Below are 22,982 nucleotides of genomic sequence, written 5' to 3' on the forward strand. Positions count from 1 at the left end.
CTTAGGGGCTTTCCAGCGTGATAACGGCGATCCGATTGTCGCGCTCAGCCGGGCCGAATGTGGAGGTTTCACCCATGGCCTCGACGGCGACGCTCGAGAATTTCAGCCCAAGGCCGAGCAGATAGTTCCGCACGCCCTCGGCGCGGGCACCCGACATCGCCTTGTTCGTCTCCTCATCGCCCGAGACCGAGGAATAGCCACGGACGCGCAACACGCATTGATTGAGCTTTGCCTGCTCGACGAGGGGCTGCAAGGCAGGCTGCTCGCCCTCCACTGTGAAAATTCCGTTGGGGAACGAAACCGACGCCGTAGCGTCGCAGGTATTGAGCCAGTTTCCGTTGGGCGCCGAGGCGACTGCCTCGTCGCCAGTGTTCCACAGCTCGATATAGCCGTAGTTGACCGGTCTCTTAATCGCCTTCTCCTTGTTGACCGCGGCAAGGTTGGTTGCCTCAACCAGTCTGGCGCCAACTTTGATCTGGTGGACGTACAGGTTGCGATCCGCCCCATCGCTCTTTTCGTCGTTGAGGAACACGACTCCGACGACTGAATCGGCCTTCAACAGTGCATCGTCGACTTCGAAGCTATAGGACGCGCTCTTTCGGGAGTTTTCCGCCGGAACAGTTCCATTGCCGATCTCGGTGCCGTCGAGATCTACCCTGAACTGGGGACCTGCATCGCCGACGGCTGTACCCGAAGCATACACCGTAATCTCGACGGCCTGCGTCGACCCGATGGCGCCAAACAGCGCCAATGCAATACCGATAAGCGACTTCACGATGCGGACTCCCATTCTAGCCAGTGGGTTGTGCCCAGACGCAATACGATTACACTTCCGCAGGCGGCTGAAAAGTGATCTCCGGCAGGAACGATACGTGGAACGTAGGAAATTCGACGACGGGACAGCATCTCTGTCTCTTCTAGCGCTCGGAGGGAGCCGGATCGGATCCGTATCGTCGACAGTTTCGCGCGCAACAGTAGAACGGGTCGTCCAGACGGCGCTCGAATACGGCATTACCGTATTTGATACCGCGAATATCTATGGACAGGGCGATAGCGAACGCGAACTCGGCCGGCTGCTTGCCGCATGGCCCGAAGTCACGATCGTCACCAAGGTTGGAAAGCAGTTTCCGCGATGGGCCCAGCGTGTCTCGCTCCTGAAACCGCTGGCGCGGTTGGTCGCGCAACTTTCCCCCGCCGGACGACGCGTGGTGCTTGCGCGGCGCTCCAGTGCCACCGCCTACACGCTCGATCCCAGCCAGCTTGCCGTCGAGGTTGATCGCTCGAGGCAACGCCTGAACCGCGATACGCTCGACGGTCTGCTTCTGCATGGCCCATCGCCTGAGCACATGAACGATCCGAGGCTCCAGGACGAACTGGCCCGCATCCGTGACAAAGGTTGGGCGCGCCACGTCGGAGTGTCGGTCGAGGACCTCGCCGGCATGGCCAGTGCCGTCCAGCTGCCGCATATTACCCTCGTGCAGATCAGTGCCGCGGACCTTGCGGGGGCCCAGCAGTCCGGGCTGCTGCAGCAGGCACACGCGAGGGGCATCGGTGTGATGGTGCGCGAAGTGCTGCGGTCTCGCGCTCCGGATCAATCCGTCGCACAAGCCATCGCCGCCGCGTCCGAGCCGCCTTCCGTAACGACCGTTGTCGTCGGCACGACCAATCCGGCCCATCTTGCCGAGATTGCCGGGGACCTGCCCCAGCTAGAGCGTTCGAGGGTGCAGTGAGCATATTGTGGTTAGCCCGCTATGCCCCGCTGCCGCCGGCGAACGGGGGCGACGCGCAGTACTCGCGAAACCTGATCCAGGCCGTCGCGAAGCAGACCAGAGTTGAAGTCCTGTGCTTTTCTGATGTGGCGATCGAGCCTGGGACGTATGGAGCCAGGTGGCATCATGTGCCCCGGCAGCACCACAGTCGCATCGCCGGTCTGCTCTCTCCCCTCCCCGACGTCGCCTACAGGCATGCCCAGTCCGAGTTCACCCGCAAGGCGCTGGAACTCGCGGCAACCGTCGATACGGTGTTCGTCGACCATATCGGCCTGTTCTGGATCGTGCCCATCCTGGCACGCACCAGAGCCTCGGCGAAGTCTCCGCGTATCGTGGTGGTGAACCACGACCACGAGGCGGCGCTGCGGAAAGACATGGCTGCGGCCGCCAGTAACCCGCTCACCCGGCTTGTGCTTCGCTTCGACGCGGGCAAGGCGGCCGCGCTCGAACGCCGGGCAAATCTGCTTGCTGATGGCCTGACCGCCATCTCGACGACCGACCAGGCGGAGTTCACGCAGCTCGCGCCCGAAACAGCAAACCTGCTGGTGATGCCGGGTTACGACGGGCCCGTGGTACCCGAGCGCCGCATCGACGAGGGCACCGACCTCCGCATCTGTGTGCTCGGTGGACGGGGTGCCCTGCACAAGAAGATGGTGCTTCGGCTCATCCTCCGCGAGCTCGTCCGGCAGGGCATACCGCAACGCTACATCGTCGATGTCGTCGGCAGCGGCGAGGCATCCGGCTTCGAAGTGTCGGGGATCAATTTTCTCGGCTACGTGGAAAGTATCTCGGACTACCTCTCGACCGTCCGCCTCGGTCTAATACCCGACGAAGTGGGCGGCGGCTTCAAACTCCGGCTCCTGACCCATGTCTTCCATCGCGTTCCGATGTTGGGTCTTCGCAAGGCGATAGACGGCTCAACTCTGCGTCCGCAGGTCGACTATGCCGACGCGGCCGATATCACCGACCTCGTCACGCAGATCGACCACCTGATTGGCCATGTAGACCGGCTGAATGAGCTGCAGAACAACGCCTTCTCCCATTGCGCCGACCGCTTCAAGTGGGACGATCGCGGGACCGACCTGGCCAAATTTTCCCTGACGCTCACTGGCCGCGATCCCGCGGCTGCCACCGTGCCCCAACTGTAAACGTCGGAACAAGATGCTGGGCTCGATCCAAGACCTGAAGTCAGCGCCGGACTTTGACCTGCTCATAGTTGGCGCCGGCGTTGCCGGGCTCATCATCGCCAATGCGCTGGACAAGTCCCCGCTCCGGGTCGGCCTGCTGGAGGCGGGCGGAAACCGGCCGACAGCCGCTTCACGCCGCCTCTACGAGGGCGAGGTGATGCAGCCCCGCATTCATCCTGGCACGGCCCGCTATCGCGTCCGGGCGGCGGGCGGGACGTCCTGGGTGTGGGGCGGCCGCTGCATCCCCTTCGATCGCATAGATTTCGAGAAGCGCGACTGGATCGACAATTCCGGCTGGCCCATCGGCTATGACGACCTTGCCCCCTACTATCCGCTCGCGAACCAGTTGCTCGATGCCGGCGACTTCAGCTTCGATCCGGCCGTCAGCTTGCCGGACGAACCGGCTGAACTGGTGGCGGGCCTCGATGGGGACGCCATCACGACCACGCTCGAACGGTTCAGCAAACCAACTAACGTTTGGCGCAAACTCAAGGGCTCGCTCGCAGTCTCCACTAATGTCAGCACCTTTCTCGATTGTCCGGTGGCCACGCTCCTCTGTGACGAGGGCGGGCGAGCGGCGACGGGGGCGTTGGTTCGCTCACCCGCGGGCGAAGAAGTTCTTGTCACGGCGAAACGCGTGGTCGTCTGCACCGGCGGGCAGGAGACGCCGCGCCTGCTGCTCCTGTCGTCCCTCCGGCAGAATGCTCCCTTTGGGAACACCCACGACAATGTTGGCCGGTACTACATGACGCATCTCTGCGCCACCGAGGCCATTCTCAGCGCGGCGCCCGACCGGCTGGCCTACGACTACAGCCGTGACCGAGACGGGATCTACCTACGCCGCCGGCTCTGGATCAACGAAGCCGCCCAGCGTCAGCACCACCTTCTGAACGTGACGTTCCGCACGCACCTTCCGGCGGTCGGCAATCCCGCGCACCACAACGGCGTGATGTCGGCGATGTACTTTGCCAAGCACCTCGTGAAGTACGAGTACAGCCGGGGCTTCGGCAACCCGGAGGCCGGCTGGGGCACGCAGGTGCAACATGCGCGCAACGTTATTCTTGGGGCGCCCCAGCTGCTGGGCTTCAGCACGAAGTGGATCCGCAAGCGAATCCTGGCCGAACGAAAACTGCCCTCTGTCGTCCTGCCCAGCCCGCAGGGTCAGTACCCGCTGGAATACCACGCCGAGCAGTCGCCGGTTCGGGATAGCCGCATCGGTTTGAGCAGCTCGCTCGATGCGATGGGCCTCCCGAAACTCAGGGTCGACTGGCACCTGGGCGAAAGAGACGTGGACCAGATGGTGGGCGCACATGCCCTGCTCCGCGCCCAGCTCGAGCGATCCGGAGCGGGCGCGCTGACATTCGACGAGGCAAGTCTTCGGCAGCGCCTAGAAGTCGGCAGCGTGGTCGGCGGGCATCACATTGGCACGACCCGCATGAGCGCCAACCCGCAGGAAGGGGTTGTCGACCTGAACTGCCGCGTGCACGATATGAGCAATCTCTACATTGCGGGGTCATCGACATTCGCGACGTCCGGCCAGGCAAATCCCACCCTTACAATTGTAGCACTCGCGTTGAGGCTGGCCGAACACTTGAGGGCATCTTGACGATGGCAGCGAAGCACGCGGTCGGGCCCACTCGGGATCGTATGCCGGACGCAGTCGAGGCACACAATCGCTTGGCCGCGTGCCTCCAGGAGCCGCGCCCGTGCAGTCCGTAACAGCGACCGCTTCCAGCTCCCAGCCGCCATCGACGCTCGCTGCGGCCGACCAGGAGCGTATCCATCTGAGAGCGGCGGCGTTCTGCCTTGGCGGCGTCATCTTCCTTCAGAAATTTGCGCTGCCCGGCAATATCGAACTGTCGTTCATCGTCGTGGTCCTGTACTGCCTCTTCACTTTGCAGCTCGGGCTTGCCCGATTTGGCCTGCGCTCCGTATCATTTATCCTGGTGGCATTCCTTTTCGCTGCAGCCGCCAGCTTTTCGGCGGCGCACAACGCCATTTCCGTTCAGTCCATCGCATTCGCGATAGCGGTTCACGTGCCGCTGGTTCTGTTCTTTCCGGTTTCGAAAGCGTTTTACGAGGGGTTGCTGCGCATATTCTCGTCGTTCTGCCTGGTCATCTGCGCGTTGGTCTTCTTCCAATGGGCGCAGCAGCTCATCGGAATGAGGATGATCAATCTCGAGGATTTCGTTCCGAGAGAAATGCTGTTCAAGACCTACGTGTACGTGCAGAAGATCAACTTTTATAGCCAGTATTATAAGCCAAACGGCTTCTTCTGCCTGGAAGCATCAAATGCGGCGCAGCTGCTCGCTATTGGCGCAATCGTCGAGCTTTACATCTTCAGGCGCCTAAAACTATTCTTGATATTGACCGCCGGTTCGCTGGCAACCTTAGCTGGGACCGGGATATTCATCCTCGTTCTCGGGCTTCTCTTTCTGCCGTTTCTCGCCGGAAGACGACTTGTGATGCCGGCCCTCGCCCTGGTCGTCCTGATTGTCCTGTTCGGAACAGCTCTCGGCCTGGTGGACTACGCGGTGGGACGCATAAGTGAGTTCGGTGAAGAGGGGACAAGCGGCAACGGCAGGTTCCTCGCTTCGTACAGGATCATATTGCAGACGATTGCCACCGACCTGCCTAGCTTCTTCCTCGGCTACGGACCGGGAGTTGTGAACCCGGCGCTAGGCTACCTTCAGGACGTCCCCAACCCGCTCGCCAAGACAATCACCGACTATGGTATTGTGGGCTCGCTTGCGTTCATGATCTGGCTCCACGCGATCGCATTTTCCTCCCGGGCGCCGCTTGTCCTCGTGTTGGCACTGCTCGCCCAGTATGAGTTCGTCCAGGGTGGCTTTATGGTGCCCATCAACACTTATCTGCTGTGGCTTCTCGCCGGCGCATTCGTTGCTGCGAAGACCGACCCTGTGCCCCCGGCTGCAACTCAGGACGTCCCGTCACGATGACAATCACTCTGGTCGTTCCCACCCGCAATCGCGGCTATACGCTGGAGAAGGTTCTGACGTCCTACCTGACTCAGGATGATGTGAGCGAAGTCATCCTGGTCGACGACGCGGGTGAAGACGATACCGCCGCCGTGATCGAACGGGCCAGCGCTCGCCATCCCGGCACACCTGTTCGTGTCATCACAAATGCCGAACGGATGGGCGCGGCATACAGCCGGCAGGCGGGTGCTCGCGCGGCGAGCAACCCCTACATTCTCTTCTGCGATGACGACGAGTATCTCGAAGCCGGCTACGCATCGAGGTGCCGTGACCTGCTTACAAGGACCGGCGTCGGCGCCGTCTCAGGACGACGCGTCTACATGCGCGGCAAGGAGACGCCCGAGCAGGCGGTTCTCAGATTCGGCGACGGCGTTCGCAACCGTGCGCCGTTCGATCGGCGAATGATGCAGCTCGTCAACGGAGCGCGATTCCGTGACGTCAAAAGCTTGCCGTTCACCAACGCGATCATATTGACCCACCGCGACCTCGTGCTGCAGTTCGGCTTCGACAGCTACTACTCGCGCGGCAACGGATATCGCGAAGAGAGCGACTTCCAGCTGAACCTCTACCTGTCCGGCTACGAGATACTCGTCGCCCCGGACGTACACAGCATTCACCTGCCCATGAGCGAGGTTCGTCGCGGAGGCCAGCGGGTCAACCCGCTCTCAAAATTCATGTGGTCCGTGCACTACAACGAGTACTTCCTCGACAAGTACTACGAGCAATACCGCTCGAGGGAGCGGCTAGCCGAAACCAGGTGGATTATCTCGGCATTCCAGACGACGTTTCTGTTCTGGTGGCATGTCGTAAGGCCACCCATCTTCAATGCTTACATGGCGGTCAGATCACATCTTCGCCCTTCGGCGACTCGCCCTGGATGACCACCCTGTAGATCCGGTAATACAGGATCGTATTGAGCGCATAGACGCACACATACCCGACGAAGAAGGACTCATAACCAAGCTTGAGTACCGCGACAAAGGCTGTCGCTATCGCGAAGCCGGTCACCGCCAGCATCGACGATCTGGTCATCGCCGCGAGGCGACCGACGCCGAGAAGGAACGTGCCCGCCGTGGCGACGACCCAGATCAGCGCGATCATCGCGGCCATCGAGAACAGGATCGAGGGCGAGATTTGTATCCTGCCATCAAGCAGCACCGTGAACAGGGCCGGTCCAGCTACCAGCAGCAGCGGGATCGCGACAGACAGCCCGACAAGGCCGATGCCGGCGGCTATGTGAACCTGGCGCCGGGCTCGGAGCATGTCCCCCTGATGGTAGGCCTGGGTCTGTTGGGGCAGCAGCGACTCCGCGGGCACGGTGAAAACCGCTCCGGCAAATCTCATAACCTTGTAGAACAGGTCAAAGACAACAACCGGCCTCAGATCTCCCGGGTAGAGGAGAGGAAGGGCGACATAGGGGAAATTGTAGACGACGAACTCGAGCGCCCATAGCGCTCCCGAGACTCTGATGGCTTGGATATGCCGCCGCAGGTGGCCGAGCACGACCGTCGGCCCCGAGGAGAACAGGCGCAGCCCCTCCCGTCTCAAAATCACGGCGCCGGCCAGATAGGCGGCGATCCAGATGAAAATCTGAATGACGCCGGTCGCCAGGACCGAGGACGTGAGCAGGGTCGAGGCCAAGGCCCCCACGGCCAGGATGCGGCGCACAGCGTCGAGCACCTCGATCTGCAGATAGAGGTCGAGCGCGGCGGCAGTTTTCTTAAGCAGGTTCCAGGGCAGGTTCAGGCAGCTGGCGAGGAACAGCAACCAAAGGGCGAGCTTTAGGTCGGGGCTGATGTCGAGCCACAGGAGGACCACCACACCTACGACTGCGGCAAGCGCGACGATGTATGCGTACAACGTGCTAGCCGGCACAACCGCATCGGGCACTTGCGCGCCGTTGACCTTCGCCCTCCTCAGGTCTGCGTATACTATGTTGGTGTAGCCAAAGTCCGACAGCGAGACGTAGTTGGATGCCGCGAGGAATATCACGAGAACCGGATACACCTCGTGCGGGGTCGCTCTAATCATCACGTACACGATGAGGAACGTGTAGGCGACGTTCGACACCAGGTTCAGGCCCTTCAGCAAGAGCATTGCTAAAGTCGCCATCCGTTCTTTTGGATATGCCAGCTTCACTTTCGCCACTTCCAGGTCGCAGGGACGTACCGTGCCCCCTTGGTGGCTGCGGCATCAGATCGGATCAAGGCAGGCTGCCATGCCTCCCGGCCGTCGGCAAAGGCATGGTGTGCAGGCATTCGTTGCGCAGCCCACTTCCGTGACAGCCCGCGTGCGGCACCATCAAGTTGCTCTGCGCGCCAGGTGTCAAGCGTATCAAATGTCGTCGCCGAACCTCGAACCGGACGACGCCTTACCGATCAAGGGACCGCGTCGGCAAATGCTACCTGCTGCCGCGCATGAACAGCACCACAACAATGGTTCGGAGCAGGATCTTCAGGTCGAGTCCGAACGACCAGCCGGACACGTATTCGGCATCGAGCGCCACGCGGGTCTGATAGGTCGTGTCACTCCGCCCACTGACCTGCCACAGGCCGGTTATCCCGGGTCTTGCCGCCGTATAGGCGCGATACTGCGTGCCGTAGTGCCGCCGCTCGTCCTCCACTATGGGACGAGGCCCGACCAGGCTCATTTCGCCAATAAGGACATTCAGCAGCTGCGGCAGCTCGTCCATGCTGGTCATGCGCAGAATGCGGCCGACCTTGGTTATGCGCGGATCGTTGGCCAGCTTCTGCGTCGTCGTCCATTCGCTGCGCGCCGCGGAATCCTCGACCAGCAGCCTGTCCAGAACGTCCTGCGCGTTGGGCACCATGGTCCTGAACTTGTAGCAGTCGAACGGTTTGCCGCCGGCGCCAAGCCGCTTGTGCGCGAATATGACCGGCCCACGTCCGCTCAGGCGCACGGCCACGACCAAAACGACAAACAGTGGAGAAAAGAAGGTCAGCAGCAGCGCCGCGGCCACAAGATCCACGAATCGCTTCAGGCGCCCGCCAACCGGCACGTTCGCCTGCTCTGCTAGGGTGTGTGCCCTACCGAGATCTTCACCGACGGACATGCCTAACCCTTGGTTTACAAATCCTTAATTCCGCGGAGAAAAACAGATACTGCCCTCCCGCGCAAGTAGCGGCTGGCGCATGGCTGGTAATCCTTCCGTTATCGTTAAGGCGTGACCGGGGACGACAAGTCCCCGTGATCCGAATAACAGACTATCCGACTCCAGATTGACCATTTCCCGGCGTCTTGCGGCAGGCTCGGCAACCGCCGGGCCGGCCTTCCGGCCGATGGGCTGTTCTTGCGTCGACGCCATTTGCGTGCACCAGCGAACTGAGGCATCCTATGCGCGAAAGTGACTATGAAGTCGGGCCCCGTTTGGCCCCATGTTCGTGATCGGGACCAGTATGGACGGCCAACCCATCGACTTGCGCGGCGTGTTCGCATTGCTGCGCCGGCAACTACGTCTGATTGTTTTTGTCTTTCTGACTATTATGGGCGGCGCGCTGGTCGCCACTCTCGTCCTTAAAGAAGAATATACTGCCTACGCGCTGGTTCTTGTCGATCCGACGCAGAAGAACCTGCTCAATCCCGATACCTCATCAGGAGGCGCATCGTCCGAAAGCACACGCGTCGACAGCGAGGTCATACTTGTGAAGTCGCGGGACACTCTGCTGAGCGTGGTGCAGAGCGAACAGCTTATCGACAACCCCGAGTTCGGACCGAAACTGGATTGGCAGACGGAATTACTAGCTTTTCTCAAGATTCGCCCTGCGAGTCTGCCGACAGGCGAAGCAGCACTGCAGATCGTCCTGGATAACCTTGATGCCGCGACCTCAGTGTGGCGGTGGGACTCGACCTACCTCATCTCGATTGAGGCTACGACCGGCGATCCCGAGACCTCTGCAAAGGTCGCCAATGCCCTGGCAAATGCCTATGTGCGGGGGCAGCTGGAATCGAAAGTGAACGCCGTAGAGGCGTCGCGCGATATGCTGCGCTCACGGATCGCCGGCGCGAGTGGGGCTATAACAGCGTCGGAGCAGGCGTTCGACAGGTTCCTCGCGGACACAGTCGACAATTCGGGCAATGCCGCACTTCTCGACTTACGTCGCCAGCACGATCAACTGACTGCAGATGCGTCCCAGCTGCAAGCGGTCGCCGACGTCGCCGCAGCCAGCCGTGGCGCCAACGACTGGGATGCCGTTGCACGGTCTTTGCAGTCGGAATCTCTGAGTAAGCTCGAGGCCCAGCGCGTCGCTCTCGAAGAGCGCCTCAACAGCACAGCGGAAGGCTCGCCCCTCGCGATCGACCTTCGCGGCCGGCTCTCGGCCCTCGAGACCGACCTTTCCACGGCCGCAGACAAGGGCATCGCTGACCTGCGTGAGCGCGTCGCCAGCTCGCAACAACAGGCCGAGAGCCTCCAGCAGCAGTTGCGGACAGCCCTCGTCAGCTCCAACCTGCCAGCGAATACATTGACGCAGATCTACGAGCTGCAGCGCAATACCGAGATTGCTCGGTCCCAGTACGACAACCTGGTCAACCGCCTCAGCGATCTCGAAACCCAGACTTTCCTGCAGCTTCCGGACAGCCGTATCGTCACGCTCGCCTCGCCGCCTTCGTACGCCTCGTTTCCGAACCCGCGGCTCATTCTCACCCTGGCCGGCATGGCGGCGCTGCTGCTCGGCGTCGGTCTTGCCTTTGTCTATGAGAACTTCCTCGGCGGGTTTACAAGCGAGGGACAGGCCAGTGCCGTGCTCCACCTGCCGTTCGCGTCGTCGGTACCGTTCCAGCGACAGAAATTGCCGGACAAGTCGTACAGCCACGCCGATCTGGTGATCACGGCGCCGCTATCGGCCTATTCCGAGAGCATACGTCGCGTCCGGCTGTCGGCAGAGCTTGCCGCGCAGCGCGCCATGGATGCCAAGGGCGGCGAGAAGCGCGGCATGATCATTATGGTGACCTCGGCAAACCCCAACGAGGGCAAAACCACGCTCTCCCTGGCGCTAAGCCGCGTTTTCACCGTCTCGGGCAAGCGGACCCTGCTGATCGACGCCGATCTACGCAACCCGCGCCTCCACCGGCACCTGGGCATCGAGCCCTCCACCGGCCTGCTCGACTACCTTCGCCGCGGCGACAATGCCCCACAGATCTCCTCCATCCTCGCCGAGGACAAGCTTGGCGGGGTGGCCGTCGCAATCGGCGCCCGCACCAGCTCCTCGCCGACCGATCAGCTGGTCGCCGGCGAGACGTTCGGGCGCTTGCTGGCGGCCGCGACCAGGGCGTTCGACATCGTGATCCTCGACACACCGCCGATCGGCCCGGTGGTGGATGCGCTTTACCTGTCGCGGTTCGTCGATGCGACCGTGTTCGTAGTCAAGTGGGCGGCGACGCGTCAGTCGGATGCGCGACGGGCCATCTCTGCCCTCAACACCGCCAAGCGGCCGGAGGTCGAAGTGATTGGCGTGCTGCAGCAGGCGCAAGGCGATGACCGCAACGTCAAGCAGTATGGCGGCGGCTACTACACCGACGGCTGACGCGAAGGTTCCGGTTCGGCCTTCGCTGCCCGGCGGTCATCGCGCGGCGGCAGCAACATGACGACGAAGATGAGGAAGTAGACATTGGCCTGAATCTCCAGGCTGAAGTCGACCGTCGAATGCACTGCCGCCACCACCATTGCCCCCGCGCCCGCTGCGGCGATGGGCCACCCTGGATGAGGCCGCAGCGCCCGCGCCACGGCTCCGATCAGACAGAGCCCGAAAATCAGCATTGGCAGCGTTCCCGCGACGAGGCCCAGCTCTGTCCATAGCGCCAGATAGGTGGAGTGTGCGTTCCTGATCGTGGAGTCGATGGCGAGCGGGAGCTGGTGAAACAGGGGAAACGCCACCTCGAACGCCTCGAGGCCGAAGCCGGTTATTGGCCGGGCTTCAATCATACGGGCAACCTGCCTGTAGAGCTCGAGGCGCTGGCCAAAATCGTCCTCGGTCGAAATGAGCCGGGTGACCAGCCCTGTTCCCAGCGTCACGAACAAGACCGAGGCCGCCACCGCGGCGGCCACCAGCGGGAGTACGATGCTCAGCACGCCACGGGCGGAACTCGTTACCCAGAGAACAAAGACCATCACCGTGCCGGCAGCGCACGCAACCAACCCCATGCGCGAGTTCGTCGCGATCAATGAAGCCAGTATTGCCAGCAGGCCTACGACAGCCAGCGCGGTTGACCAGCGAGAGCCTGCGGGTTGCGGCGTCGCCAGCCGGCCGAAACGGCCGCCCAACCAGGCGAGCCCAACGACAAAACCCATGCTGAGGAAGGTGGCGTACGAGTTCCGGTTCACGAAAGTCGCCGTGGTCACGCCGCGATACGCCGTCTTCTCGATGAAGAGCAGGGTATCGCCCATGCGAAGTAGCGCGAGGCCTAGCACCGCATACAGCGCAACCAGGACAAAGGCGCTCGAGAACAGGAACATCCGGCGCTTCTCGTGCCGGCTGGCGAACCGAACCAGCAGCGCGAACAGGGCAAACCCGCAAAGGTTGATCAGCCCTATCCAGGTGTCACCAGGTGCGATGCTTATCGTGCCGGGAGCCGCGAGGCCATTCACCGATCGCCCTTCCAATCCCAGCGGCAATAGCTGAAACGCCACGTACATCAACGTCAGTACCGACAGCACAGCCACCGCTGTCGGCTGCCACCAGCCGGCGGGCAGGCTGTTGCCGGAGAGCGTGATGTAAAGCAGCGCAACGACCGCGATCAGGAAAGTCTCCACCATCTGGGTGGAGGCGTTGTTGGAGCCGAATATCAGGGGTGCGAGGCCCACCACTACCAGCACAAACAAGGTGAGCAGCCGCCCCCCTAGGCTTCCTGCCGCCCGCCTACTGGGCATCGCGCGGCCGATAACGCTGAACCGCCCACAGGAACAACCGCTGCTGCTCAGGGCTAAGCCCCTCGGCGATCGAGACTATGCGCTCGGAGGAGGTTCGATCGAGCCAGTAGCGCTGGGCCAGTTCGCTTCTTCCCGGCTCACCTTGCAGCGTGACCGCGATGTCGGCCGTCTGCTCAGTTGCGAGCGCGTCGCCCAGCACGTCAAAATGGTCCTCCACCAGATCGCTGCGCAGCCGCGCCAGCCAATATTCGTTCGGAGCGACCGCAAAGGAGGTCTTGAGCTCCGCGATCGCCTGCTCCCAGTCGCCACGCTGGACCGCAAGGAAGCCGGCCATGTAGCGAGCGAAGCCATTCGCAGGCGTCAGGGCCAGCACAACTTGAACATCGTCTCCACAGGCATCGAGCAAGGCGGTGCGCGCCGACGTTGGAAGCATCCTGACGTGAACGGAGGTGATGGTCTGGAGGCAAAGGCGAAGGACAGTGTTATGCGACGCTGTTGAATAGGCGGGGCTCACGGAACCATCCGTCAAGCTGACCTGCCGCAGCTGGGGCGATTGGGGATCGCGCAGTATCGGACCCAATTCTGCCAGAGCCGCCTGCCCCGAGGCGGCAGCGAGTAACAAAACCAGCACTGCTGGGATCGCTTTCCGGGCCAATGATCGCCACACGGATACTGCCATTCATCATTCCAACAACGTAAATGATTTGTTAATTGCAGATTCCCCCACCCAATGCTATCGATGGCACGCGGTACTGGTAGGAGATGGCAAAAGTGTTCACTTGGAAGTTCGTACGGGCGCTTGTTGGCGCAGGCCTCCTAGTCGCCAGTTCAACGTCATTCAGCCAGAGCGCCGCGCCGGCAACGGTTGGTGAGATGATCACCATCTGCGCTCCGATCATCGATGAGCAGTACAACAAGGATATGGATCGCTGGGGGCAGTGTGTTGCCGCCGCGAAGGCCTACCTTGAGGCTGTCATCCCGACGCTCAAGACCGAAGAAGAAATCCAGGCGACAGTCGCGCTTGTCGTTGAGGAGCTGGTGAAGCTCTATCGTCCTCAGGATTGCCTGGTCGCGGAGACGGAACTGCCGCTGGCTATCAATACGGCCAAGAGTTACACGACTGATGAAGTGCAACTGGCTGCCATCCACAACATCTTCCTCGCCATCAGCGGCTGCCAGCAGGTCACCACGGCAGCGATTCAGGAAATCGAGAGCCTGGACGCCGTGTAAAATGGCGCCCGCCTAACTCCATTTCATGGGGTTGGCGCTGGACACTGACATCACCCTGTAGCCCGTCTGGCTCAGCGGCTTGATTGCTGAGGTCAGGTTGTCGAGCACCATGTCCTTGTTGTTGGTACGAACAACAAGGACGGCGTGATCCACGCCGGACTTCGTCCTGACATACGCAATTCTCAGCGCGCTTGAGGGCACGCCGGTTCGAATCAGCGCGCGGCGCTTGGCGAGGACGTAATCCTCGCAGTCCCCTGCCCCGGCGCTGGCGCTCCAAACATCGCCTCGGTCATTGCGGGGCCTAATCGCCCGGTTGACGCGGGTATTTATGCTCCTCAGGGTCTTCATCAGATCGCCCGTTGCGCTTACCCGCGACGCGCCGCCTCCCTGGCACTCGCGCGGCGACTTCAGGCACATCAGTGAAAAGCCGATCGGCGCGGCGATAGGCGCGGCCACGGCTGGCACAACGCTCGCGCCAGCCAGTATTCCGACGAGAACCGCCGCCGCCCAGCCATGGTGGCGCCGTGGAGATCGAGACCAGAAGTGGAACATTGTGCTTCTCCGGATGTCTGCCGGAGAAGTTGCGCCAGTGCCGCTTTAGCCCTTGTGATGCCATTGACGACAATTTTACGGGTCCGGCACTTTTCTTGGCGCTGGGGCAAAGCTCAAGCTAATCAGCTCGTGTATTCCCGTCGCGGATAACAAGACCTGCATCGCCGGCGCTGTTGCGAGCCGTCTCTGTTCTTAAACATCCGCCGCGATTTCTTCGGTGACTTCCTCGACGCGCATGACGGGCTGATCTATGACTTGATGGGATCCTGGGCGTTCCGTTTTCCGCTGCAAGGCCCCGCGAACGACGGGGACCAGTGGGTTCGAGGACAAGCGAACTGGCGCGCGCCTCGGACAGTTGATCGGTAGCGGGTTCGGCCAAACCGTCGTCCTGGCGACCAAAGCGGGAGACGGCCGATGGCCAGCAGTAGCGTAATGCCCAAGCGGATCCTAATTACGGGGGGCGCCGGGTTCATCGGATCGCATCTCAGTCGCCGGCTCCTAGATGAGGGGCACGAGGTGCTGTGCGTGGACAACTTCTTCACCGGCACGCGCGCCAATATCGAAGACCTGCTGGACCACAAGCGCTTCGAGCTAATGCGCCACGACATCACGTTTCCGCTCTATGTCGAAGTGGACGAGATTTTCAACCTCGCCTGCCCGGCGTCGCCTGTGCACTACCAGTTCGATCCAGTGCAGACGACCAAGACAAGCGTGGTCGGCTCCATAAACATGCTCGGTCTGGCCAAGCGCCTGAAGGTACCGATCCTTCAGGCGTCTACTTCGGAAGTCTACGGCGACCCCCACGTGCACCCGCAGACCGAGGACTATTGGGGCAACGTGAACCCGATCGGCGTCCGGTCCTGCTACGACGAAGGCAAGCGCTGCGCGGAAACCCTGTTCTTCGACTACCGGCGGCAGCACAACCTGACGATCAAGGTCGTCCGCATCTTCAATACCTATGGCCCGCGCATGCACCCCAGCGACGGGCGCGTGGTCTCCAACTTCATCGTGCAGGCGTTGCGCGGCGACAACATCACCATTTTTGGCGAAGGCAGCCAGACGCGCTCCTTCTGCTATGTCGACGACCTGATCGAGGGCTTCCTCCGCCTCATGGCGACACCCGACGAGGTGACAGGACCAATCAATCTTGGCAATCCGAACGAATTCACCATCCGCGAGCTTGCCGAGTTGGTGCTCGACATTGTCGGGGGGAATTCCAAGCTAGTCAGCCGCCCGCTTCCCAAGGACGACCCCAAGCAACGCAAGCCAGACATCACGCTCGCGCGGGAAACGCTTGGGTGGGAGCCCAACGTCCAGCTTCGTCAGGGCCTCGAGAGGACCGTCGCCTATTTCGATGCCCTCCTCAGCGACAAGGCGTCCTGAGGCGGCGCCCCGGTTGGTTTCCAGCAGGTAAAACCCCGCCCCGCAAGTTGAGACAAACGCCGATCAAAAACGGCAGCGTTTCGTTGCCCCCGACCGCGATACTGCAACTCTCACACTCAGTGGAGATTGCAGTTGATCGGGGCATTTGTCGGTACCAGCACAGCCAGCCTGGGCCAGTTCGAAAACTGGCTCGGCGCGGACCTCGATTTCCTCTTCGTTCACTCCGGACGCAACGGCTGGGCAGACTGGCAAAGTTCCATCGGCTGGGCTGCCAACCTCTGGAAGGACGTAACGGACGTCAAAAAGCAGTTCTCCATTCCCCTGTTCGCCAATGAAGGCAACCTGGTAGCGGCCGCCGCGGGCGACTATGATGCCTACTATGTGCAGGCGGCGAAGACGTTGATCGCAGCGGCGGGCGACGGTCCGATCTACATCCGGACCGGTTGGGAGTTCAACGGAGACTGGCAGCCGTGGGCCTCCGCAGGGATGGAGACCGAGTATATCGAGGCCTACCGGAACTTCGTCGATGCCTTCCGGTCCGTTTCCGATCGCTTCGTCTTCGACTGGAACGTCAACATCGGCGGCACCGCCGATCCGGCCCTCTCTTATCCCGGCGACGACTACGTCGATATCATCTCGATGGACTTTTACTACAATATCCAGTGGGACAAGGCCGATCCGAACGCCGCCTGGGACTATTTTGTCAACCGGAAGTACGGCCTGCAGTGGCTTGAGGACTTTGCCGACGCGCACGGCAAGCAGACCGCTTACCCGGAGTGGGGTGTCAACTCGGATACGGCTGGCCCGTTCATCGCCAAGGCGATCGCCTGGTTCGAAACCCACGACGTGGCGTACTGGGGGTACTGGAACTCCAATAGCGCTTTCACCGGGCAGCTGGACAACAACCAGTACCCCAATGCCTCGGAAGCTTTCCGCATCGCGGTCGCCAGCCTCGAGGCCGGCGAAGGCGATGCTGTCATCCTCCAGGGGGATACCGCGAACACGACGTTCGCCCTCACCAGCGCGGCCACCAGCATCATCGACCTGGGCGGCATCGACACCGTCACATCGAGCATAACCCGGGACCTGGCGCATTTCCCGACGATCGAGAATCTGACGCTGACGGGCACGGCCAACATCAACGGCCTCGGAAATTCGGCCGCGAACGTCCTCACGGGCAATGCCGGCAATAATTCGCTGTCGGGGCTCGAGGGCAACGACACCCTCATTGGCGGTGACGGCAGCGACACCCTCACCGGTGGCGCCGGCAACGACACTATCAACGGCGGCAACGGCATGGACTACTGCGTGCTCGCCATCAACCGCGCCGACTGCACGGTGGTCTACGACAGCGCCACAGCTAAATATGTGCTGCAGAGCGCCGCGTTGGGCATCGATACCGTCTCGAACGTCGAATACTTCACATTCCTCGACGGCACCGTTGCTGCGTCCACCTTCGGCACCGTCGCCGCGATCACCTCGGCCACCGTCAACGGCACGTCCTCGGCCAATACCTTGAACGGCACCAGCGGCGATGACTCCCTCAACGGCCTCGGCGGCAACGACACGCTGAGCGGCCAGGGCGGCAATGACACACTCGATGGCGGCACCGGCGGCGATAAGATGTCGGGCGGCACAGGGAACGACACCTATATCGTCGACAGCACCAGCGATACCGTGACCGAAGCCAGCGGCGCCGGCACCGACACGGTCAAGTCGAGCATCAGCTACACGCTCGGCAGCAATATCGAGAACCTGGTGCTGACCGGTTCGGGCGCCATCAATGGCACGGGCAATACGCTCGCCAACAACCTCACCGGCAACAGCGCCGCCAACACGCTTTCAGGCGGCAGCGGCGACGACGTTCTGTCCGGGAAGCTCGGCAACGACACCCTCACCGGCGGGTCGGGCAAGGACACGTTCGTGTTCGACACCGCCCGCGGCTCGACGAATATCGACAAGATCATCGACTTCAACGTCGCCGACGACACGATCGCCCTGAGCTCGTCGATCTACACCGGACTCGCGCTCGGCACGCTTTCTGCCGACGCCTTCTACAAGGGTACCGCGGCGGCCGATGCCAGCGACCGGTTCATCTACAACGCGTCAACCGGCGCCCTCTACTATGATCCGGATGGTAAGGGCGGCGTGGCGCAGCAGCAGATTGCGACGCTGGCGAAGAGCCTGGGGCTGACGTCGGCCGACTTCGTCGTCGTCGCCGACGGAGCCTATGCAGCGGCGGCGCTGACGACAACGCAGGCTGCCGCGGTGGCGGAAGCGGAAACGTCGACCCCGACCACCCTCAACGGCACGTACTCCGCCAACACCCTCACCGGCACCAGCGGCGATGACGCGATCAACGGGCTGGGCGGCAACGACACGCTGAGCGGCCAGGCCGGCAACGACACAATCGATGGCGGCACCGGCAGCGACAGGATGTCGGGCGGCACGGGCAACGACACCTATGTCGTGGACAGCACCGGCGACACCATAACCGAGGCCAGCAATGCCGGCACTGATACCGTGAAGTCGAGCATCAGCTTCACGCTCGGCTCCAATATCGAGAACCTGGTGCTGACCGGTTCGAACGCCATCAACGGCACCGGCAATTCGCTTGCCAACAGCCTCACCGGCAACAGCGCCGCTAATACGCTGTCGGGCGGCGACGGCAGCGACACGCTCTATGGCAAGCTCGGCAGCGACATTCTGACGGGCGGCTCCGGCAAGGACACCTTCGTATTCGACACCGCCCGCGGGTCGACGAATATCGACAGAATCATCGACTTCAACGTCGCCGACGACACGATCGCCCTCAGCGCCTCGGTCTATACCGGCCTCGCGCTCGGCACGCTTTCCGCCGACGCGTTCTACAAGGGTTCGGCGGCGGCCGATGCGAGCGACCGGCTTATCTACAATTCGTCAACCGGCGCCCTCTACTATGACCCGGATGGTATTGGCGGCGTGGCGCAGCAACAGATTGCGACGCTGTCAAAGGGCCTGGGATTGACGTCAGCCGACTTCCTGCTTCTCGCTTAGCAGTCGGCTGCGACGGTACCCAGCATGCATGGGGGCCGAAAGCGTGAACAAGGACGAGGCAGCCTGGGCTGTCGACAGCAAGCTGGACACCGGCGCAGCGGGCGCACCCGCCCGCCTAGCCTTGCGCCGGCGCTTTGGTGACCTCGCTTCAGTTGGCGTGTTCTCCTGCGCGCTGAACCTGCTCACCCTCACCGGCTCGCTCTATATGTTGCAGGTCTATGATCGCGTGCTCGTGAGCCGCAGCGTCGAGACGCTGGTCGTCCTCTCGCTCATCGCGCTCATGGCTTTTTCGCTGCAAGGCGCGCTCGATGTGCTTCGGTCGCGCATCCTGGCGCGGATCGGAGCCCGCATCGACGAGGAAATCTCACCACTCGCCTTCCGCGCCGCGAGAGAACTGCCCCTCAAGGGCGCATCGGCAGCCGAAGCGCTGCAGCCGGTGCGCGATGCGGACCAGCTGCGCAGCTTCATCGGCGGCAACGGCCCGTCGGCGCTGTTCGATATCCCCTTCATCCCGATCTTCGTCGCCGGCTGCTTCCTGCTTCATCCCTGGCTCGGCTGGGTCGCAGTCGGCGGCGCAGCGATCATCATCGGCCTCACCACGCTGACCGAGTTCGTGGTGCGTGGCCGCGCCGGCGAAGCGAACTCGATCGGCATGCGCCGGCAGGTGTTCGTCGATGCGACCCGCCGCCACGCGGAAGCCATCGACGTCATGGGCATGGGCACGCCGATGGCCGAGCGCTGGCGGCTCCTTACCGATTCGGCGCGCAACGCGGCACTCGCGGCCAGCGACACGCAGGGCAGCCTCGGCGGCGTCGCCCGTATTTTCCGCCTCGTCCTGCAGTCGGCGATCCTCGGCCTCGGCGCATACCTCGCGATCCAGCAGGAGATCTCCGGCGGCGCCATGATCGCTGCGTCGATCATGGCCTCGCGCGCGCTCGCACCGATCGAGACGGCGATCGCCAACTGGCGCGGCTTCGTCGCCTCTCGCGATGCATACCGGCGGCTGAATACGTCGCTCGCCATCGCTGCCGAACCGGCCACCGTGGCCCTGCCCCCACCGACATCGTCGCTGCGGCTCGAGGCGGCGACTGTGAGCGCTCCCGGTCGCGAACAGCCGATCCTCGTCGATGCTTCCCTGCAGCTTTTCGCCGGCGCCGGTCTCGCGATCATCGGTCCGAGCGGCTCGGGCAAGTCGTCGCTGGCGCGCGCGCTGGTCGGGCTCTGGCCGCTGACCAAGGGCGATGTCCGGCTCGACGGCGCCGCGATCGGCCAATGGGACCGCCAGCGGCTTGGCCGCCACATCGGCTACCTGCCGCAGGATCTGGCGCTGCCGGACGGCACGATCGCCGAGACCATCGCCCGCTTCGATCCCGCGGCCAAGTCCGACGATGTCATCAAGGCCGCCCGCGCCGCGGGTGCGCATGAGCTGATCGTCTCCCTGCCCGATGGCTACGCCACGCGCATCGGCGACGGTGGCACGCTGCTTTCGGCGGGCCAGCGCCAGCGTCTCGGCCTCGCCCGCGCGCTCTACGGCGATCCGTTCCTCGTGGTGCTCGACGAGCCCAACTCCAATCTCGATGCGGAGGGCGACGAGGCCCTGACTCGCGCCATTGCCGCAGTACGCGAGCGCGGCGGCATCGCCATTGTCGTTACCCACCGGCCGTCCGCCCTCAGCTCGGTCGACCAGGTCGCGCTGGTGATGGATGGAGCCATCAAGCTATGCGGCCCACGCGACGAGGTGCTTCGGCAGCTCGCCGCTCCGGCCACCCCCGAGCGGAACGGGACGATGCAGGTCGTCAGTGGAGGGCGCACCAAATGACCAGCCTCGCCCTTCCTGCCCCCGTCGTATCGCCTTACGCCAAGTCGATTGCGAAGTACCGTTTCGTCGGCCTCGCGCTGATCGCGGCGTTCGGCGTCGGCTTCGGAGTGTGGGGTGCCACTGCTCCGCTCTCCGCTGCCGTCATCGCTAGCGGCCGCGTCGAAGTCGACGGCAGCATCAAGCGCGTCCAGCACGAGACCGGCGGCACCGTCGCACAGATTCTCGTTCGGGAGGGCGAACACGTCACCGAGGGGGAGGTCATTGCCCGACTCGATCCGACCACGGCCCAGGCGGCGCTGGATATCGTCGCCAACAAGCTCGACGAACTCTGGATCACCGCAGCGCGGCTCAAGGCCGAGCGCGACGGTCTGGACGCCATCGAGCTTCCCGCTTTCTTTGCCGGTCGCACCGGCGAGCCGGGTGTCGCGGCGCTGATCGCCACCGAGCAGCGCCTGTTCGCGGTGCGCCTGGCCGCCCGCAACGGCCAGAAGGACCAGCTCGCGGCGCGCATCGACCAGTTCGACAGCCAGATCGTGGGCCTCAGGACGCAGCAAGCCGCCAAGGCCCGCCAGATCGAGCTGACCAGTAGCGACCTTGTCGCTGGACGCGAGCTGCTCGAAAAGGGTGTCGCCACCAAAGCGCAGGTCAACGCTCTCGAGCGGGACTTCGCGCGCCTCGAGGGCGAACAGGGCGAGATCGAAGCACAGATCGCCGAACTCGGCGGCCGTATCGCCGAGACGCGGCTGCAGATCCTCGGCGTCGACCAGGGCGCTATTGCCGAGGCCGGGCGTGACCTGGGCGATACCACGAGCACCATCGCCGAACTGTCGCAGCGGCGCCTCGCGGCGGCGGAACAGCTCAAGCGGCTGGAGATCAAGGCCCCGGTCGACGGCGTTGTCTATCAGCTCGCCATCCACACCGTCGGCGGTGTCATCGGCGCCGGCGAGGTGATCGCGAGCGTCGTGCCAACCACCGGAGAGCTCAACATCGAGGCCCGGCTCAGTCCCACCGACATCGACATGGTGGCAGTCGGCCAAGCCGCCTCGATCCGCTTCCCGGGCCTCGTCCATGCGACCACGCCGGACCTCCAGGCGACGGTGAAAGTCGTCGGCGCCGATCTGACCGAGGACCCCGCTACCCGTCTCTCCTACTATCCGGTGACGCTGGCCATCGACAGCGGCGAGATCGCGAAGCTCGACGGTGTCGCGCTTGTGCCCGGGATGCCGGTCGAAACCTTCATCTCGGAGGCTCCTCGCACCTTCCTCGACTACCTGCTGCGGCCCTTCAGCGATCGCATGGCTCACGCCTTGCGCGAGAACTAGCCGTCCAGGGCATTACCAGCCCACGTAGGTCGCAACAAACCAGATGATGATGCCGCAGAGCACGATGGCTACCAACCAAACGATGCCGCGCGGGCTCATCACTGGTCGTCCTCGATAAGGTCGACAAGTTCTTGCGCAGCCTCCCTGTTTCTGGCTGTTGGCGGGTCGGGCTTGTCGGTCCATGCGGCTGACAAGTGGGGCGGTAGACGCCTTCTCCACAGGAGCAGGGCAGCCAACGCCGCAATGGCAGCCACTGCCACCAATGCGGCAACGGTTGCGAAAATCATTCTTAACTCAAAAACTTGAGGCTCGACGCACAGACCCGTTTGGATGGCGGCGGCTAATATCATTTGAGGATACGGCCATGGCTCATTCGAGCCAAGGCGACCTCACGCCGCATCCACACCAATCGCGCGAGGTCGGACGTTTCGCTGCCGGTCGCACAGGCAACACCCAGACCATGCCCGACGTGTGGACTACTGAACCGGCTACCGTGCGGGCGGTGCGCGGACATGGCCGCTTGTCAGTGGCCGAGGCCAGGGGGAGGATGGTCAAAGTGATGCGCGAACCCGATCATTGCCTCGATCCGGTCCAACTGCTGGACGACGTCGATCGATACGAGGTGGCCGTGATTGGCGCTCGAGGCGAAGAAGATGGTTGTTCCCATTCCGCCGCCGCGCGTTGGCCTCGCGTAGACAATGTGCTCGCTGTTGACCAAAACTTCCTCCTGGGCCGGATCGTTCATGGTCAGGCGAATCTGTGGCACTGGCGCCTCCTCACTTGCACTAAGGGACGGGAT

Annotated in this window: 18 protein-coding genes; 11 read left to right on the forward strand and 7 right to left on the reverse strand. The window is 62.9% G+C overall.

Annotation, left to right across the window (positions count from 1 at the left end; all coding sequences use genetic code 11):
• Position 1 precedes the first annotated feature (1 nt).
• Positions 2-751, reverse strand: coding sequence for a carbohydrate-binding domain-containing protein (locus ACOYW5_RS06420; protein ID WP_423068421.1), 750 nt, complete (start codon positions 749-751; stop codon positions 2-4).
• 121 nt (positions 752-872) lie between these two features.
• Between ACOYW5_RS06420 and ACOYW5_RS06425 the strand changes: the two genes are divergently transcribed.
• The 5 genes from ACOYW5_RS06425 to ACOYW5_RS06445 all read left to right on the forward strand — a co-directional run bounded on the left by ACOYW5_RS06425 (position 873) and on the right by ACOYW5_RS06445 (position 6,836).
• On the forward strand, positions 873-1,730 hold the full coding sequence (locus ACOYW5_RS06425) for an aldo/keto reductase (RefSeq protein ID WP_423068422.1): 858 nt from the start codon (positions 873-875) through the stop codon (positions 1,728-1,730).
• On the forward strand, positions 1,727-2,917 hold the full coding sequence (locus ACOYW5_RS06430; RefSeq protein ID WP_423068423.1) for a hypothetical protein: 1,191 nt from the start codon (positions 1,727-1,729) through the stop codon (positions 2,915-2,917). The genes ACOYW5_RS06425 and ACOYW5_RS06430 overlap by 4 nt, the downstream gene beginning before the upstream one ends.
• A gap of 13 nt (positions 2,918-2,930) precedes the next feature.
• Positions 2,931-4,562, forward strand: coding sequence for a GMC oxidoreductase (locus ACOYW5_RS06435; RefSeq protein WP_423068424.1), 1,632 nt, complete (start codon positions 2,931-2,933; stop codon positions 4,560-4,562).
• 100 nt (positions 4,563-4,662) lie between these two features.
• Positions 4,663-5,916, forward strand: a complete 1,254-nt coding sequence (locus ACOYW5_RS06440; RefSeq protein ID WP_423068425.1) for a hypothetical protein — start codon at positions 4,663-4,665, stop codon at positions 5,914-5,916.
• Positions 5,913-6,836: a glycosyltransferase family 2 protein gene (locus tag ACOYW5_RS06445; RefSeq protein WP_423068426.1), complete on the forward strand. Its 924-nt coding sequence runs from the start codon at positions 5,913-5,915 to the stop codon at positions 6,834-6,836. Before ACOYW5_RS06440 ends, ACOYW5_RS06445 begins: the two co-directional genes overlap by 4 nt.
• Here the strand turns inward: ACOYW5_RS06445 and ACOYW5_RS06450 are convergent.
• Both ACOYW5_RS06450 and ACOYW5_RS06455 read right to left on the reverse strand, forming a co-directional pair.
• Positions 6,796-8,094, reverse strand: coding sequence for a hypothetical protein (locus tag ACOYW5_RS06450; RefSeq protein WP_423068427.1), 1,299 nt, complete (start codon positions 8,092-8,094; stop codon positions 6,796-6,798). The genes ACOYW5_RS06445 and ACOYW5_RS06450 overlap by 41 nt on opposite strands.
• A gap of 262 nt (positions 8,095-8,356) precedes the next feature.
• Positions 8,357-9,028, reverse strand: a complete 672-nt coding sequence (locus ACOYW5_RS06455) for a sugar transferase (RefSeq protein ID WP_423068428.1) — start codon at positions 9,026-9,028, stop codon at positions 8,357-8,359.
• Between the two features lie 322 nt (positions 9,029-9,350).
• Between ACOYW5_RS06455 and ACOYW5_RS06460 the strand changes: the two genes are divergently transcribed.
• Positions 9,351-11,498, forward strand: a complete 2,148-nt coding sequence (locus ACOYW5_RS06460) for a GumC family protein (protein ID WP_423068429.1) — start codon at positions 9,351-9,353, stop codon at positions 11,496-11,498.
• Here ACOYW5_RS06460 and ACOYW5_RS06465 read toward each other — a convergent pair.
• Both ACOYW5_RS06465 and ACOYW5_RS06470 read right to left on the reverse strand, forming a co-directional pair.
• Positions 11,483-12,787 (reverse strand): O-antigen ligase family protein, encoded by a 1,305-nt coding sequence (locus ACOYW5_RS06465; protein ID WP_423069415.1) that lies wholly within the window; start codon positions 12,785-12,787, stop codon positions 11,483-11,485. The genes ACOYW5_RS06460 and ACOYW5_RS06465 overlap by 16 nt on opposite strands.
• Before the next feature lie 43 nt (positions 12,788-12,830).
• Positions 12,831-13,520 carry a tetratricopeptide repeat protein gene (locus ACOYW5_RS06470; RefSeq protein WP_423068430.1) on the reverse strand — a complete coding sequence of 230 codons (690 nt, stop codon included), beginning with the start codon at positions 13,518-13,520 and terminating at the stop codon, positions 12,831-12,833.
• 92 nt (positions 13,521-13,612) lie between these two features.
• Here ACOYW5_RS06470 and ACOYW5_RS06475 point away from each other — a divergent pair, with 92 nt between their 5' ends.
• Complete coding sequence (locus ACOYW5_RS06475; RefSeq protein WP_423068431.1) at positions 13,613-14,071, forward strand: hypothetical protein; 459 nt, start codon at positions 13,613-13,615, stop codon at positions 14,069-14,071.
• Between the two features lie 12 nt (positions 14,072-14,083).
• Here ACOYW5_RS06475 and ACOYW5_RS06480 read toward each other — a convergent pair whose 3' ends face one another.
• Positions 14,084-14,623, reverse strand: coding sequence for a transglutaminase-like cysteine peptidase (locus ACOYW5_RS06480; protein ID WP_423068432.1), 540 nt, complete (start codon positions 14,621-14,623; stop codon positions 14,084-14,086).
• 432 nt (positions 14,624-15,055) lie between these two features.
• On the opposite strand from ACOYW5_RS06480, the gene ACOYW5_RS06485 reads away from it, so the two are divergent.
• From ACOYW5_RS06485 to ACOYW5_RS06500, 4 genes are all read left to right on the forward strand, one after another.
• Positions 15,056-16,006, forward strand: a complete 951-nt coding sequence (locus ACOYW5_RS06485; protein WP_423069416.1) for a UDP-glucuronic acid decarboxylase family protein — start codon at positions 15,056-15,058, stop codon at positions 16,004-16,006.
• A gap of 132 nt (positions 16,007-16,138) precedes the next feature.
• The gene (locus tag ACOYW5_RS06490) at positions 16,139-19,042 is read left to right on the forward strand and encodes a glycosyl hydrolase (RefSeq protein WP_423068433.1); all 2,904 of its coding nucleotides are present in this window, start codon (positions 16,139-16,141) and stop codon (positions 19,040-19,042) included.
• Positions 19,043-19,085: 43 nt separating this feature from the next.
• Positions 19,086-20,861 (forward strand): type I secretion system permease/ATPase, encoded by a 1,776-nt coding sequence (locus ACOYW5_RS06495; RefSeq protein ID WP_423068434.1) that lies wholly within the window; start codon positions 19,086-19,088, stop codon positions 20,859-20,861.
• A complete protein-coding gene (locus ACOYW5_RS06500; RefSeq protein WP_423068435.1) occupies positions 20,858-22,183 on the forward strand; it encodes an HlyD family type I secretion periplasmic adaptor subunit in 1,326 nt (441 codons plus the stop codon). Before ACOYW5_RS06495 ends, ACOYW5_RS06500 begins: the two co-directional genes overlap by 4 nt.
• Positions 22,184-22,706: 523 nt before the next feature.
• On the opposite strand, the gene ACOYW5_RS06505 is transcribed toward ACOYW5_RS06500, so the two are convergent.
• On the reverse strand, positions 22,707-22,928 hold the full coding sequence (locus ACOYW5_RS06505; protein ID WP_423068436.1) for a hypothetical protein: 222 nt from the start codon (positions 22,926-22,928) through the stop codon (positions 22,707-22,709).
• Between the last annotated feature and the right edge of the window lie 54 nt (positions 22,929-22,982).

Origin of the sequence: Devosia sp. CN2-171 (assembly GCF_049354815.1) — a bacterium.
Lineage (GTDB): Bacteria > Pseudomonadota > Alphaproteobacteria > Rhizobiales > Devosiaceae > Devosia_A.

Excerpts from the sequence above, each read along its gene's own strand:
- ACOYW5_RS06435 (WP_423068424.1), top strand. The coding sequence starts at position 2,931 with ATGCTGGGCTCGATCCAAGACCTGAAGTCAGCGCCGGACTTTGACCTG.
- ACOYW5_RS06445 (WP_423068426.1), top strand. The coding sequence starts at position 5,913 with ATGACAATCACTCTGGTCGTTCCCACCCGCAATCGCGGCTATACGCTG.
- ACOYW5_RS06455 (WP_423068428.1), bottom strand. The coding sequence starts at position 9,028 with ATGTCCGTCGGTGAAGATCTCGGTAGGGCACACACCCTAGCAGAGCAG.
- ACOYW5_RS06460 (WP_423068429.1), top strand. The coding sequence starts at position 9,351 with ATGTTCGTGATCGGGACCAGTATGGACGGCCAACCCATCGACTTGCGC.
- ACOYW5_RS06470 (WP_423068430.1), bottom strand. The coding sequence starts at position 13,520 with ATGGCAGTATCCGTGTGGCGATCATTGGCCCGGAAAGCGATCCCAGCA.
- ACOYW5_RS06480 (WP_423068432.1), bottom strand. The coding sequence starts at position 14,623 with ATGTTCCACTTCTGGTCTCGATCTCCACGGCGCCACCATGGCTGGGCG.
- ACOYW5_RS06485 (WP_423069416.1), top strand. The coding sequence starts at position 15,056 with ATGCCCAAGCGGATCCTAATTACGGGGGGCGCCGGGTTCATCGGATCG.
- ACOYW5_RS06500 (WP_423068435.1), top strand. The coding sequence starts at position 20,858 with ATGACCAGCCTCGCCCTTCCTGCCCCCGTCGTATCGCCTTACGCCAAG.
- ACOYW5_RS06505 (WP_423068436.1), bottom strand. The coding sequence starts at position 22,928 with ATGAACGATCCGGCCCAGGAGGAAGTTTTGGTCAACAGCGAGCACATT.